The organism is Candidatus Sulfotelmatobacter sp. (genome assembly GCA_036500765.1).
GTDB lineage: Bacteria > Acidobacteriota > Terriglobia > Terriglobales > Acidobacteriaceae > Sulfotelmatobacter.
In genome coordinates, this window is record DASYBM010000004.1 from 1,955,164 (window position 1) to 1,969,851 (window position 14,688).

At 56.8% G+C, this 14,688-nt stretch carries 12 protein-coding genes; 6 read left to right on the forward strand and 6 right to left on the reverse strand.

What is annotated here, in order from left to right:
• Positions 1-20: 20 nt before the first annotated feature.
• The 4 genes from VGM18_11145 to rbsK all read right to left on the reverse strand — a co-directional run bounded on the left by VGM18_11145 (position 21) and on the right by rbsK (position 6,755).
• Positions 21-515 carry a hypothetical protein gene (locus VGM18_11145; GenBank protein ID HEY3973553.1) on the reverse strand — a complete coding sequence of 165 codons (495 nt, stop codon included), beginning with the start codon at positions 513-515 and terminating at the stop codon, positions 21-23.
• Positions 516-609: 94 nt separating this feature from the next.
• A complete protein-coding gene (locus VGM18_11150) occupies positions 610-1,686 on the reverse strand; it encodes a nucleoside hydrolase (GenBank protein HEY3973554.1) in 1,077 nt (358 codons plus the stop codon).
• Positions 1,687-1,834: 148 nt separating this feature from the next.
• Positions 1,835-5,536 (reverse strand): carboxypeptidase-like regulatory domain-containing protein, encoded by a 3,702-nt coding sequence (locus VGM18_11155; GenBank protein ID HEY3973555.1) that lies wholly within the window; start codon positions 5,534-5,536, stop codon positions 1,835-1,837.
• Positions 5,537-5,825: 289 nt separating this feature from the next.
• Positions 5,826-6,755 carry a ribokinase gene (gene rbsK, locus VGM18_11160; protein ID HEY3973556.1) on the reverse strand — a complete coding sequence of 310 codons (930 nt, stop codon included), beginning with the start codon at positions 6,753-6,755 and terminating at the stop codon, positions 5,826-5,828.
• Between the two features lie 172 nt (positions 6,756-6,927).
• On the opposite strand from rbsK, the gene VGM18_11165 reads away from it, so the two are divergent.
• Positions 6,928-8,067, forward strand: a complete 1,140-nt coding sequence (locus VGM18_11165; protein ID HEY3973557.1) for a sterol desaturase family protein — start codon at positions 6,928-6,930, stop codon at positions 8,065-8,067.
• Here VGM18_11165 and VGM18_11170 read toward each other — a convergent pair.
• Positions 8,056-8,913, reverse strand: a complete 858-nt coding sequence (locus VGM18_11170) for a fatty acid desaturase (protein ID HEY3973558.1) — start codon at positions 8,911-8,913, stop codon at positions 8,056-8,058. The two genes, VGM18_11165 and VGM18_11170, sit on opposite strands and share 12 nt — an antisense overlap.
• Before the next feature lie 183 nt (positions 8,914-9,096).
• On the opposite strand from VGM18_11170, the gene VGM18_11175 reads away from it, so the two are divergent.
• The 4 genes from VGM18_11175 to VGM18_11190 all read left to right on the forward strand — a co-directional run bounded on the left by VGM18_11175 (position 9,097) and on the right by VGM18_11190 (position 12,073).
• Positions 9,097-9,990, forward strand: coding sequence for a nitrilase-related carbon-nitrogen hydrolase (locus VGM18_11175; protein ID HEY3973559.1), 894 nt, complete (start codon positions 9,097-9,099; stop codon positions 9,988-9,990).
• Between the two features lie 121 nt (positions 9,991-10,111).
• Positions 10,112-10,420: a BrnT family toxin gene (locus VGM18_11180; GenBank protein ID HEY3973560.1), complete on the forward strand. Its 309-nt coding sequence runs from the start codon at positions 10,112-10,114 to the stop codon at positions 10,418-10,420.
• Positions 10,389-10,649 (forward strand): BrnA antitoxin family protein, encoded by a 261-nt coding sequence (locus VGM18_11185; GenBank protein ID HEY3973561.1) that lies wholly within the window; start codon positions 10,389-10,391, stop codon positions 10,647-10,649. The genes VGM18_11180 and VGM18_11185 overlap by 32 nt, the downstream gene beginning before the upstream one ends.
• Positions 10,650-10,666: 17 nt before the next feature.
• Positions 10,667-12,073 carry an NCS1 family nucleobase:cation symporter-1 gene (locus tag VGM18_11190; protein ID HEY3973562.1) on the forward strand — a complete coding sequence of 469 codons (1,407 nt, stop codon included), beginning with the start codon at positions 10,667-10,669 and terminating at the stop codon, positions 12,071-12,073.
• 74 nt (positions 12,074-12,147) lie between these two features.
• Here the strand turns inward: VGM18_11190 and VGM18_11195 are convergent, their stop codons facing one another.
• Positions 12,148-13,134: a TIGR03842 family LLM class F420-dependent oxidoreductase gene (locus VGM18_11195; protein ID HEY3973563.1), complete on the reverse strand. Its 987-nt coding sequence runs from the start codon at positions 13,132-13,134 to the stop codon at positions 12,148-12,150.
• A 101-nt stretch (positions 13,135-13,235) separates the two neighbouring features.
• Between VGM18_11195 and hydA the strand changes: the two genes are divergently transcribed.
• Positions 13,236-14,633 carry a dihydropyrimidinase gene (gene hydA / locus VGM18_11200; GenBank protein HEY3973564.1) on the forward strand — a complete coding sequence of 466 codons (1,398 nt, stop codon included), beginning with the start codon at positions 13,236-13,238 and terminating at the stop codon, positions 14,631-14,633.
• Positions 14,634-14,688 lie beyond the last annotated feature (55 nt).

A 14,688-nucleotide genomic window follows, 5' to 3' on the forward strand; every position in this document is an offset into this window, starting at 1 on the left:
CGGCAGCTACTTGCCTTAGCCTAGTTTTCCTCGTCCTGATCGGGCTCGTCCATGGTGAGTCCGCCGAATTCGTCGGACACCTCGAGCAGATGCTGGTAGCGGTCGTACCACTCGGTGCTGACTTCGCACAGAAACATCGATCCCTGGTAGGCCCAGCCCAGCTGCAAAAATCCTACGCGTCCGACGTGGGCCCGCAGCCAGCGCGCATCTTCAACATCTTCGCCATCGGTGAACTCCGAATTCGTCAGGCGCTGCACCATGTCATCCAGTTCGGTGCGCTCCAGCGTCCACGAATGCATAGTGAGAAACGGCGCGCCGGCGGACTTGGCCAGCTCGACAAAATCTTTCCAGCCGTCCGGATTGCCGGCCATCTCCCACATCACGCACTGCACTTCGTCAAAATCCACGTAGCCGTGAAAGCGGCGCATGCCGTGGCCTTCAATGAAGGCAACCATGTCGTCTTTTATGGTGGAAAGATCGTCTGGCGTGGAAGACATGTTGGGAAAAGCGCTCAAGCGATTATTGTATGCTGTTCGCCCCTTCGGTGCCAGCGCAGCTCACGTGGCCCCTGACGCATTCGTCCGGGGCTTTTGGGGGCCCGGAGCAGCATCACCGCGCCGGCGTCCGTGCCGTCATCAGCCCAACAAACATGCGGTAGAACTTCTCCGTATCGAGATCGAACTGAATGTCGACTAAATGCGCGCCGAGATGCGACCCATCGCTAGCCGCCCAGGTGAGAGTGTTTCCGTAACCCGCGCCGTGATCCAGATTCACCGCCATATAACGGGACTCACTCTTCGTGATCAGCGTGGGATCAATCCAGGCCTCAGCAGCCAGTTCGTCCCACATCACGTCGGCGCCCGGCGTGAGCATGGCGAATCGCGCAATGTAACGTGCCAGCGGCGTGCTGCTCGCTTCGATCTGCTTCACCAGCGCCGCCGTCATGTGAGTCTTGATCGAAATATCAGTCGGCGTGCAGACGATCTTCTTCCAGGGCGCGCGCAGCACGATTTCCGCCGCCTCCGGATCGAACCAGAAATTAAATTCGTGCCGGGGATTGTTCAGAAATTCCGGCTCGTCGGTTTGCGGGCTCAAGCCTCCACCCATAAAGACCAGTTCCTGCGCGAGTTCCGGAAACTGCGGGTCGAGCGAAATGGCCAAGGCCAGATTCGTCATCGGCCCGCCTTCATAGACGGTCACTTCATGTGGAAACTTCCGCACCATGCGAATCAGAAAATGCGCGGCGTCTTCGTCGGCAGGCTTGGTTGTGGGCGCGCCCTCGGGAAGCGGAGGCACTACCGAAGCCTCGTGCCACCAGCGATCGTCCCAGGCGCCGGCATAGTCGACGTTTCCATAGCGCTGCTGCCACATCTGCGCGTCTTCGCGCGTACGAACCAGCGGAAACGTGGCCCCGGGCACAACCGGAATATCCGTGCGGCCCATAATTTCCAGCAACCGCAGCGTGTGCGCCACTTCCTCATCGCGCCACTGATCCCCGCTCACCACCGTAATCCCCAACACCTCCACCTGCGGCGACTGAATCATCACCATCAGCGTCTGCATGTTGCTGCCGCCCGGCCCGGAACAGTCTTCGTTGATGATGACCTTGCGCCGCGCCTGCGCGGAGGTAAAGGAACTCGTCAGCAAAATAGCCAGGGCCGACACAGCAAGCTTGCGATTTCGCATGGGCGCTTCTCCTCTACACCAACCAGTGCAAATTACACCAACCAGGGCAAATGTCATTTCGAGCGCAGAAAAATGGCGCGTTTTGCGCGCCATTTTTCGGAGTCGAGAAACCTGCTTTTCTTACGCCGAGCCTGAATCAAAGGTCTCCCTAGAAGATCACCTTCAAGGCGAGCTGGATTAACCGCGGATCGTTCAATGTATTGTTGATCACTCCGAAACTGGACGGGCTATCCACGTCTTGCATGGAAGACGCGCTGGTGCCCGGCAGATAGAAGTGAGGATGGTTCAACAGATTGAAGAATTCCGCCCGGAACTGCACATAAGTTCCCTCGCGAAATGACATCGGAAAATCTTTGATCACGGAAAAATCTGTGTTGACGAAGCGCGGCCCGTACAAAGGCGCCCGCGCCGAATTGCCAAGCTCGCCCGGGAGAGCATCCTCGAATGCGCAAGGATTAAACCAGTGCGAAAGGGTGTGGACCGCAGTAGGGATATTGCTTGGATTTCCGTTGCATGTTGGATTCGCCGCTACGGGTCCGGCTACATTCGGATTTCCCACTTCATTGGGACGGTTCAGGCTGTTTCCGTTCCACGCGAAGTTGACGCCGGAGCCGCTGAAGTTGCCGTTATTGCTGGCGACCACAAACAGTGGGAAGCCGGAAATCGCCTTCTCGATCACATTCAACTTCCAATCGCCGAATACGGCATTGGTTGCGCCATTCCATCCGCTGCCAAATTTCTTGCCTTTGCCGAACGGCAGGTCATAAAGCACGCTCGCGGTGAACTGGTTGTTGAGGTTGATCTGCGACAGGCTCCAATCCAATTTGTTCGCTCCCGGCAGCGGCCAGTACATGGCACCGGGGAGCGTTCCCAAGCCATCCGGGAAGCCGGAATCGAAGGCTCGTGAATAGGTATAGCTCAGGAGCGCATAGAGTCCGTGCCGCGCATTTTTTTCCGCCTTCACTTGCAGCGAGTCGTAGCGGGCGCGGCCGTTGTCGCTGTTGTTGTCGATGGAAACGAATTCCCCATAAGGAGCGGCAAAGTACGTTCCTCCGGGGCCGCAACCCAATGTGTAGCCCGGAGTCGCATTCGGACCTCCGGCACAGGCCGTAGGCGAGCCGATATTCTGATTCAGTCCATCATTCAGGATGTGCGTGCTCCGCGCGCCCGCATAGCCCACGGTCATCACCACTTCACCCGGCAACTGGTGCTCCACATTCAAATTGAACTGCTGCACCATGCCTTGTTTGAAGTTGAGCGGTTGGGTTTGGATTGTCCCCGTAAAACTGTCCGGATTGGGTGCCGAGAGAATTGGCGACAGTGTAGTGGGTTGCAGGAAACTCAGCTGCACACCGCAATTTGTCGGTGTCGCCGAACTCGCGTTGCCATAAGGACAGGGGCTTCCCTGAATTCCCAATGGGTTCGCGGCGCTGACGGGACTGCCCGCGAAGTTGTTGAAGTTGTCGACTTCGGCGTAGTAAGAAGGATTCTGCCATAGTCCCTGCGCGCCCTGACTCCAAGCTGAGTCGTGGTAGATGGCATAACCGCCTCGCACTACGGTGCTGCTGTTCCCCAGCGGCTTCCAGGCAAACCCGATGCGTGGCTCCAAAGCCGTCTTGTCGAATTTGACGCCTACATTCCCGCCCGTTCGAGTACAGTTCGTGCATCCGCTAATTCCGGGCGCGGAACCGGCGATCAGATATTGGCCGGTCGTATAGTCGAAGTTGGCCTGCCGCCCTTCTGCCTCGGTGATGGGCGTAGTTAACGACCAGGCCAGCCCTAAGTTGACCGTCAGGTTGTCAGATACGCGCCAGTCATCCTGCACAAACGGCCGGAACATCTTCCAGCGCCGGCCGGTCGTCGCACCCAGAAAAGTCTGATCGTGAATCGATCCGCCGACCTGCCCAAGCAACAGGTCGGCAGTCGCGTCACCCGTATAGCTTCCGAATACGAGGAAGTAGCCATCCCCGAATCCGTTGGTCAGAACATTCATCTGGTTGGCGCGAATGCCAACGCCCACGCGGACATTATGTTTACCGCGAATCATATCCAGCGTATCGGATACGTAAAAGACGTTCGTCCCGCCCTGGAAGGGCGAAAATCCGCGGTCGCCGACCGACCAGTAGCCGGTAAGCTGCGTCGAACTCAGGCCGCAACCAACGCAATCCTTGCTGGATTGGTTCAGACTCGCGGGATATCCCGTGATGCTGTCGCACGCCGCGCCCAAGTCTGCGCCCTGAATGCCCAGTTTCGCCGCTTCGCAGGTTCCCGTACCGTACGACAAAATGTGATTGAAGATGCGGTTGAACCCGGCGGTGAATTGGTTGATGGTCCGATCAGAGAAAAGGTGTGTCTCCGAGACCGCCACGTTGCGCCCGTGGTTGGTGATGTTCTGCGTGCTGGCAAAAGCGCCCGCCTCGGCAAATCCCGGCGAACCACCCGGCACGAACGAAACCGCCTGATCGTAGCTGAAGCGCGCAAACATCGAGTCTTTGCTTGAGAAATTGTGGTCCAGGCGAATATCGAATTCACCTTCGTTCAGTTTCCTGACCGGTGTGTTCGTATAGTTGTAGCCCAAGCTCGGATTGCTGGCATTGCTCGTTGGGTAGAGATCAATCAGCGATTTGCCGGCAGGATCGAACATCGCCGCAGGAATAATGTCGCATGGCACGCCACCCGTTTGGGTTCCGTCTGGATTAGGTGCTACAGGAGTGAGTGTCCCGCCAACGTTATTGCAAACAAATGGTGTCGGCACTAAAGGCAACGCGGTGCTCCCATAGGGGTTCAGCAGTTGTACGGTATTGGGATTCCCGAACGGATCGTTACTGTAATCCCCACCCATCATCGCGGGCGTCGGAACCAGCCCCGTGAACGGGATCCCATGCCGTTGCCTCTTGGCCTGATAATCGAGAAAGAAGAACGTCTTGTCTTTCACAATCGCTCCGCCCAAGGCTCCGCCGAACTGGTTGAGATTGAATTGTTGGTTCGGCGCAGGAGTGCCGAAATCATAGGTTTTGGCGTCGAGTTTCGTGTTGCGGAAAAATTCAAACAGCGATCCATGCAACTGGTTCGATCCCGACTTGGTGGTCACCAGCACGGTCGGGCCCGCGCGTGTCCCATATTCCGCCGAGTAGTTGTAAGTGAGAACCTTAAATTCCTGAATGGCATCAATCGACGGCAGAATCGCGATGCCGCCCGCCGTCAACTCGTTATTGTCCACACCGTCGAGCAGCCAGTCCGTGCTCTGCGCCCGTGAGCCGCCCACCGAAAGAGAATAGGTCCCGCGCGCCGAAACTTCGCTGCTCGGACCGCCATTGAAAAAGCTGGCAGGATTGGTTTCTTGCGTTACGCCGGGCGTCAGGGTCGCCAATTGCACAAAATCGCGGCCATTCAAGGGAAGTTCCGCCACTTCCTGCGACGTGATCACCTGGCCCAGGGTCGGATTCGTGGTCTGCACCGCCACTTCGGTCGCGTTGACCTCAACGCTGGTCGTGACCGATGCAGGCACCAGTTTGAAATCGAGCTCGCGATGTTCGTCGAGTTGCAGACGAACGTCTTTGGCCTCCGAAGCTTTGAAGCCGGCGGCCTCCGCCCGAATCGTGTAGTCAGCCACTCCGAGTAAGGGAACGAGATAGTGTCCCGAATCATCGCTCATCGCTTCGCGCGACACGTTCGTGGACTGGGCTGTGACGGTGACCTTGGCGCCAGGCACAACCGCGCCGGAGTTGTCCGTTACCGTCCCTGAGAAACTGCCGGTCGCCTGACCATGCAAGAGCGGGCTGCATAGCGGGCTTCCTAGAACGACCAGCGAACACACTACCAGCGCGAAAAGCTTTTGATGGCTCGACATTCTTCAGCCCCTTTTTGGCGACTCTCTACTCAAAGAGTTCGCGCAAAGAAAAAGACCCTCCCGCTTCCTGGGTGAAGTTAGGAGGTCCCCGACCGCAGACTCGGCTTATAAATTGCCGCTCCCTGGTTAGTCAAGAATTTTCGTACGGGAAACACCTGAACCGCGTGGCCCCGGACGCATTTGTCCGGGGGAAAAATGGCACAGACGGGTGTACGAGGCTGGCGGACGAATGCGTCCGCCGCCACGTGATTCGTGCCCGCGGTTCCAAAACGGGCACGTCGACGAAATTTCAGGATCGCGCCGCCCACTCGGCATCGAAGCGGGCGCGGTCGTAAAAAGATTTCTGCGTACCCACGCCCGTAGTCGACAATCCGGCATAGAGGTTCGCGCGTCGCACCGCTTCTTTTTCCGCCACTCCCTCGCCGAGAAAAACCGCAAAGCTGCCAATGAACGCATCCCCCGCGCCCGTACTGTCGACGCTGCTCACCGCGAACGGCGGCACATGCTCGCAGCCGTCACAGCTGGCCAGGAGAGATCCATTCGCTCCCAGCGTGATAATCACGCGGCGAATGCCGCCGTCCACCAACTTCTCGGCGCACTTCTTCGCGTCGTCCACAGTCTTCACCGGCAAACCGGTGATGGTCTCGGCTTCCGTCTCGTTGGGAACAAAGTAGTCGAGATCCTTCAGCGCCGCTATATCAATCGGCTGCGCCGGCGCAGGATTCACGATGCACCGGATTCCGTGCTTGCGTGCGAATGCGACGGTGTAAAAAACCGTCTCCACCGGAATCTCGAATTGCAGCACGATGCAGTCGGCGGTCTTCAGCGTTTCGGCGGCGGCATCAACATCGGCCGGCTTCAGCGCGTCATTCGCGCCCTTCACCACCAGAATTCGGTTCTGCCCGTTGCGCTCGACAAAGATGGGAGCCACTCCGCTCGATAGTCCCTCGACCTGCTTCACGTGAGTTGGATCGATCCCCTGCTTGCGAAAATTCTCAATCGTCGCCGGACCGAACAAGTCGCTCCCCACCCGCGCCACCATAAACACTTCCGCCCCGCACAACCGCGCCGCCACCGCCTGGTTCGCCCCCTTGCCTCCGAAACCCAAATCGAATTTCGGAGCAAACAAAGTCTCCCCGGGCTTGGGAAACTGATCGGTGAACGTAGTCAAATCAATATTAGCGCTGCCAATCACCGCAATGCGAGGCCGCTTTGACATAGTCGTAGCCTTCCCTGAAGCAGGCCGAAGTCTAGTTACCAAAGCTTAACCGTGTCAACGCATTAACACCTGCGTACCTGAAAACCAGCGTATTCTTGCTTCAGGAAAAGCGTCATGTCGCCATTTTCCTACTAGCCTCCATCAGTCGGGGAACTTAAGCTAACAGACATCAGTGATCGAGCAACAGATTAACGAATTCTTTGGTGATGCCGAGTCTACCGGCTTTGGAACGGGTTGGTGGAGTGGCGTCTTGTCGGCCTTCTTCGGATTTCTTTCCTTCGGCGGAGTTGTGTGTCTGCATTTTCCTCAACTTCTAAGCTCTCCTGAACTGCGTCCGCATTATCCAATGCACACGATGCGGGTTTTAATTCAATGCCTCATCGTGGGCGCGATTGTATTCGGAATTATTTCTTCGATTCGGCGCAAGAAAAAAACTTTGGCCTTGACTGGAATGTTGCTGGCCATAGCGGCCACGGCTTTGGGCGGATCAAGCGTGCAGATCAACGGCTCTCTCCGCAACGGGCCCGCAATCGGCCTCGACTGGTTTTTGCTTGATTTGTTTTTGATGGCACTGATCTATGTGCCACTCGAAAGGATCTGGCCGCAGTATCCACAGCAAGGAACGTTCAGAAAGGAGTGGACCTTGGATGTGGTTTATTTCATGTCCACTCATCTACCGATTCAAATTTTATCTTTTCTGGTCTTATTGCCCGCGACGCAAGCTGTCAAATATTTGGGCGTTCCGATTCTGCAACACTCCATCGCTCGGCTGCCCTGGCTTTTGCAATTTTTCCTGGCGGTTGTGGTGGCGGACGTGGCCGAATATTTTATTCATCTGGCTTTGCACAAAGTGCCTTTTCTTTGGCGTTTTCATGCCATTCACCACTCTTCGAAGGCGCTTGATTGGATCGCAGGTTCACGCTCTCACTTCGTAGACGACACGCTTGTGCGCGGATTCATCCTGGTTCCGCTCATGCTGGGATTTTCGCAATCGATCCTCATGGCGTATTTAATCTTTGTTACGCTTCACGCCACCTGGACTCATTACAATTTCGGCCCCAGCGCAAAATGGATCGAAAAATATGTGGTAATGCCCCGATACCATCATTGGCACCATACTTCGCAAAAAGAGGGAATCGACAAGAACTTCGCGATTCACTTTCCGTGGATCGACAGAATTTTCGGAACTTACTATTATCCCGACCACTGGCCGGAACGCTACGGACTGGATGGCGAAGAGATCGCGCCCGGCTTTGTGGGACAGACCATCGAAGCCTTCACCGGAAAGAAAAAGAGCGGCCTAAAAATCTAGCGCATCGAGGGGAACATCCTGGGGCAGGATTACACCTCTGGCTGTCGCCTTCACCAGGCCAAGAGATTTCATAATCTTGACCGTCAGAAATCCAAAGTCGTATTCCGATTCGTGATGGCTTAGCCGCAGAAGAGTCTGATAGCGGTGATGATTGTTCTGCAAACATGCGCTAAAAGTCGCCGTCACGGGTAACCACTCGCCAATGTTCATGGCGTTGTCTGGCTCATCCGGATACCGCCGGTATCCGAATTCTCGAGTGTGGGTCCAGTAGTTCTGAATCATGTTCACCCACAGCGCGAAGATTCGCGTTCCAACCCACATGACCAGAACAAACTTCAGATTTCCAACCAGCCTCCACAAAAGGTAAAAACTCAAGGACTGCGCAACGACGGCAAACCATGGATTGGCCACGAACCGCATAGAGGGCGCCTGCAAAATGTCATCTCCCGCTAAATCTTCACTGCACCGATAAGGCTTTGCGCAGAGATACATGGTTCGCCAAAATCCGTCGACAGCGAGTTTATTGGGATCCCCATCATGGTCGGAATTCTTGTGATGCAGCCGGTGGCGATTTACCCAAGTGGTCGGATTTACATAGAGGCCGAAGGTGTTGTTCAAGATGGTGACTGTTTTTATGAACCACGGCTTGTAGTCCAGCGCGCGGTGTGCAACTCCCATGTGAAGAATATCGGCCAAATACAGACCGCAAAGAAACCAGGCGGAGACAAAATAAACTTCGCCGATCAGCAGCCCCTTCCAGGGTCCCAGGTGACCTGGAGCGGAATACATGCAGGCCGGCATGTATAGAAAAATTATGAGATAGCCTGTGAGGTTGTAAGTTTTCACATGACTCCGAGTAATTTGCTCAAGCTGAAATCGGGATTGCTCTCGGCTAACAGGCGAAAGCAGGTAAAGTCTATAGCAGGCCGTCCTGCACTCGCCAGAAATATTCTGCTCTGTCTGCCATCCGTTTTGCTCGCGGAACTCTGCTATAGTTTCGTTCCTCAAGAAAAGTTCTGGGAGGTTCCCATGCCCCGCAATGTCCGCTGCGCCCTGATTCAAGCCAGCAACGCCATCAGCACCGATCGTCCGCTCGCGCAGATCAGGAAAGCGATGATCGACAAGCACCTCAAACTGATCGAGCAGGCGGCCAAAAAGAAAACTCAGATCCTCTGCCTCCAGGAACTTTTCTACGGCCCATATTTCTGCGCCGAACAAAACGCCCGCTGGTATGAACTCACCGAGCGCGTCCCCGACGGACCCACCACGCAGCTCATGCAGAAGATCGCGAAGAAGCATCGCATGGTGATCGTCGTTCCCGTCTACGAAGAGCAAATGCCCGGCGTGTATTTCAATACTGCCGCGGTGATCGACGCGGACGGCAGCTATCTCGGCAAATATCGCAAGCATCACATCCCGCACTGCCATCCCGGCTTCTGGGAGAAGTTTTATTTCACTCCCGGCGATCTCGGCTATCCGGTGTTCGAAACGAAATATGCGCGGGTCGGCGTTTACATTTGCTACGACCGCCATTTTCCGGAGGGCGCGCGCATTCTCGGACTCAACGGCGCTGAGATCGTATTCAATCCTTCGGCCACCGTCGCCGGCCTCTCTGAATATTTATGGGAACTCGAGCAGCCCGCGCACGCCGTGGCCAATGGTTATTTTGTAGGCGCGATCAATCGCGTCGGCACCGAGAAGCCGTGGAGCATCGGCGAATTCTACGGGAAAAGTTATTTCTGCAATCCGCGCGGCAAAATCATCGCCCAGGCCAGCCGCGATAAAGACGAAGTGGTAGTCGCCGATCTCGACCTCGACATGATCGCCGAAGTTCGCAAGGTATGGCAGTTCTTCCGCGACCGCCGCCCCGAGAGTTACGGCCCCATCGCCACGCAGAGTTCGTCGTCGGTAGCGGCGGATTGACTGCGGGACGTATCGCATCCGGGCATGCTGGGCTCCGCCAAGTAGTGGACGACGTAGCCTCCATGTATCCCGCTCAGACAGCGCGCTTGCTTTTGCCTATACAATTGCATATCACAGCGCTATGATGAACTTGGATGCGAACGGCTTCGATTGGGATCGCGGCAATCGGGCCAAGTGCGAGAAACATGGACTTTCCGTCGCCGACATCGAAGATGTTTTTGCCCGGCCTCTTGCGATTCTGCCGGATAGCGCACATTCCCAGCGCGAGCGCCGATTTCGCGCGGTCGGCCGTACAGAACGAGGGCGCGGAGTCTTCATCGTTTTCACGCTTCGAAGCAAAGGCACTGAGGTTCTGACCCGTCCCGTCAGCGCACGTTACATGCACAAGAAAGAGTTCGATGCCTTCGAAAAAGAAAATCCCGGCCTTTAAAACCGATCGCGCAGCCGCGGCCTTCGTCGACCGCGCCGACCTGTCGCAATATGACCTTTCGGGAGCGCAACTGGTTCGCTTCGAGATTAAGCGCAAAGACAAGTCCATCAACTTGCGCTTGTCCGAGGAACTTTTCGATGCGGTCCGCAAGCGCGCCGCCCGTGCCGGCCTGCCCTATCAGCGCTTTATTCGACTAGCGCTGGAACAAGCTGTCAGCGGACAAAAATAGACTGCGCAAAACAATCGATGGCCACCACCAGCGAACAATTCCGCTCCCGCATCGAGTCCAGCCCGCTCTACAACGAAGACCTCGCGCCCGCCAGCGCCGATCGCCGCCACTGGGGTACTTACAATTTTGCCGCGCTCTGGATTTTCATGTCGGTGAACATCCTCACCTATATGCTGGCCGCGAGCCTCATTCAAGGCGGCATGAACTGGAAGCAGGCCCTGTTCACCGTTTTTCTCGGGAACACAATTGTGCTGGCGCCGATGCTGCTGAACTCCCATCCTGGCGCGAAGTACGGAATCCCCTTCCCCGTCTTGGCGCGCGCTTCGTTCGGAGTGCTCGGCGCGAACGTTGCCGCCGTGCTGCGCGCCCTGGTCGCCTGCGGATGGTTCGGCATTCAGACCTGGATTGGCGGCGAAGCCATCAGCACGCTGCTCGCAACGCTGTTTCCCGCATGGAAAGATTTCCCATACGGCGCCGCCGTCTGCTTCATGATTTTCTGGCTGATTAATCTTCTGGTCGTTCTGAAGGGAATCGAATATATCCGGATACTCCAAGGCATCAGCGCGCCTATCCTGCTCGGCGTCGGACTGCTTCTGCTGGGCTGGGCGTATCATGCGGCGGGCGGTTTCGGGCCGATGTTTTCCGTGCCCTCGAAATTCACCAACTTTCCGGACTTCCTCAAGTTTCTCATTCCCGCGCTGAACGGCACTGTTGGCTTCTGGGCAACGGTTTCGCTGAACATCCCCGACTTCACACGCTTCGCGCGCAATCAGCGCGAGCAGGTTCTCGGCCAGGCACTGGCCTTGCCTACAACGATGACACTCTATTCTTTCGTCGGCATCGTCGTGACCTCGGCGACGGTGGTGATTTACGGCAAAGCCATCTGGGATCCGGTGCAACTGCTCAGCCGCTTTCATTCGCCGGTCGCGGTTGTGATTTCGCTGGTCGCGATTCTGCTGGCCACGCTAAACGTAAACATCGGCGCCAATGTCGTCTCGCCCGCTAACGATTTCTCGAACCTCTGGCCGAAGAAGATCAGCTTTCGCACCGGCGGCGTCATTACCTGCTTCATGGGGATCGCGCTCATGCCGTGGAAGCTGCTTTCGAGTTACAGCACGTTCATCATGGGATGGCTCGGTGGCTACGCGGCATTTCTGGGACCGGTCGCGGGAATTATGATTTGCGATTATTTCGTGATCCGCCGCCGCGTGCTCGTGCTCGATGATTTGTATCTCCGTGGCGGCGTCTACGAATATTCGCGGGGCTTTAACTGGCGCGCAGTGATCGCGCTGGCATTGGGCTCGGGCACCGCGTTGATCGGCCTGGCAGTTCCCTCGCTGCGCGCGCTCTACGACTATTCCTGGTTCGTCGGCTTCGCAGTCGCGTTCGTTGCCTATTACGCAATGATGAAAAAACCCACGTAGCGGCGGACGCATTCGTCCGCCAGCGGTGCGTAAAACACATGACATGCGCGCGCGTCGGACGAATGCGTGCGGGGCTACACGCTTGCGAGCACTTCCCGCGACCAAACTTCCAACGATTCTTCTTCATCCCCGCACATCAGATAAATATTGAACTGCGTAACTCCAACATCGGCGAGCGCCTGCAACTTCTTGCGATGCGCCTCCGCCGGCCCGATCAGCGTGAAGCGATCAATCACTTCGTCGGAGACGAAATCGGCGTTGTCGCTGCCCACCTCGCAGTGATGCTGATAGTCATAGCCACCACGATCCTGCACAAACGAAGTCAACGCCGGCGGTAAATCTTCCGGCTTGTACTGGCGGATCAAGTCCATCACATGATTCGAAACCAGCGCCGGAAACCAGCGCACCCGTTCGCGCGCCACTTTCAAATCGTCCGAAATCCACACCGGCGCCGCCGCCACCACTTCGATCTTGCTCGCATCGCGTCCCGCCGCCTTCGCGCCTTCTTTCACGAAACCCAAACACCACGCGATCAATGCCGGGTCGGCAAACTGCAAAATAATTCCGTCGGCCACGCGGCCCGCCATGTGCAACACCTTCGGCCCGTAGCCCGCAATCCATACTCGCGGAGAGTCTTTCGCCCAACTCAGCCGCGTGGCCTGGCCCTCATGCTGTACTTCCCTGCCGGAAGTCAGATCGCGAAATTCTTTCACCGCGGCTTCCAGTTGCGACCAGCTCACCGGCTTCTTGCCCATCACGCGCCGCGAACTGTCGCCGCGGCCGATGCCCAGTTCCATGCGTCCGCCGGAAATCAGGTTGAGGGTGGCGAACAGGCTCGCCGTCACGGTTAGATCGCGCGTCGCAGGATTGGTCACGCACGTGCCCAGTCGCATGCGCTTCGTGTTCATCGCCATGAGCGTGAGCAGAGGATACGGTTCCTTCCAAAGCACGTGCGAGTCGAAAATCCAGCCATATTCAAATCCCGCGCCTTCGGCCTGTTTGGTAAGACCGACGATGCGATCGATGGAGATATCGGGTTTCAGAGCAATGCCGAATTTCATGGCTGGATCCTCTCAATGAAGCTGGCGGACGAGTTGAAGTGCGGCAGTGTAGCATAGAATGCTTTCTTCTCACCCGGCGCAAGCCGCCGACGGAGGGCTTGATGGGCTTCGACACAATCATCCGCAATGGTTCCGTCGTCACTGCGACCGATTCATACATCGCTGATGTAGCTATCACCGACGGCAAGATCGTCGCGGTCGGAAACGATCTGCCGTCGCAGAACGCAACGAAAATTCTGGATGCGTCGGGCAAGCTTGTGCTCCCGGGCGGAATCGATGTGCACACGCATCTCGACATGCCCTTTGGCGGCACCACCAGCGCCGACGACTTTGAAACCGGAACGCGCGCGGCCGCGTTCGGCGGAACGACCACGCTGATCGACTTCGCGATTCAATACAAAGGCCAGCCCTTGCGCCAGGCCTTCGACACCTGGATGGGCAAGGCTGCGAGCAAAGCCGTCTGCGATTACGCCTTTCACTGCATCGTCACCGACGTTTCCGGCGGGCAACTCGGCGAGATGAACGATTTGGTGCACGAAGGCGTGACCAGCTTCAAACTTTTTATGGCGTATCCCGGCGTCTTCATGCTCGACGATGGAAGCATCTTTAAAGCTTTGCAGACCACGGCGAAGAACGGCGGCATGGTTTGCATGCACGCGGAAAACGGAAGCGCGATCGATGTGATCGTGCAGCAGGCGCTGGCAGAGGGAAAGCGCGCCCCGAAGTATCACGCGTTGACTCGTCCCACGACCGCCGAGGCCGAAGCCGTCGGACGCGCGATTGCTCTGGCCGAGATGGCGGGCGCGCCGATCTATATCGTCCACTTGAGCTGCAACGATGCGCTGGAAAAAATTCGCGAGGCCCGCGATCGCGGACTTCCCGTCTACGCCGAGACTTGTCCGCAGTATCTGTATCTCTCGCTCGAAAACATGGACGCGCCTGGCTTCGAAGGCGCGAAATACGTTTTCACTCCGCCGCTACGCGAAAAGTGGCATCAGGAAAAATTGTGGAACGGCCTTAAGCACGATCACCTGCAAGTCGTCTCCACCGATCATTGTCCGTTCTGTTTCAAAGAGCAAAAAGAAATGGGGCGCGACGATTTCACGAAGATCCCCAACGGAGGTCCCGGCGTGGAGCATCGCATGAGCCTGATTTATTCCGGCGGCGTGGCCAGCGGACGCTTCAGCGCGAATCGTTTTGTCGAACTGGTTTCAACGACGCCCGCGAAATTGTTCGGACTATATCCGCGCAAAGGGACGATCGCAGTCGGCAGCGACGCCGATCTCGTGATCTTCGATCCCAAACGCAAACACACCATTAGCGCCAAAACGCACCACATGCGCGTGGACTACTCGATGTTCGAAGGCATCGAAGTCACCGGCATGCCGGATGTAGTTCTGTCGAGAGGAAGAGTTGTCGTTGACGGAGAAAAGTTTCTGGGCCGCGCCGGCCAAGGAGAATTCCTGCGAAGATCGACCTACGCCCAAGTCAACGGCTGAGGCTGACAAGGTGATGCCGAAAAGGAGCGCTAGACTTGAGAGAGACGATGTGGGG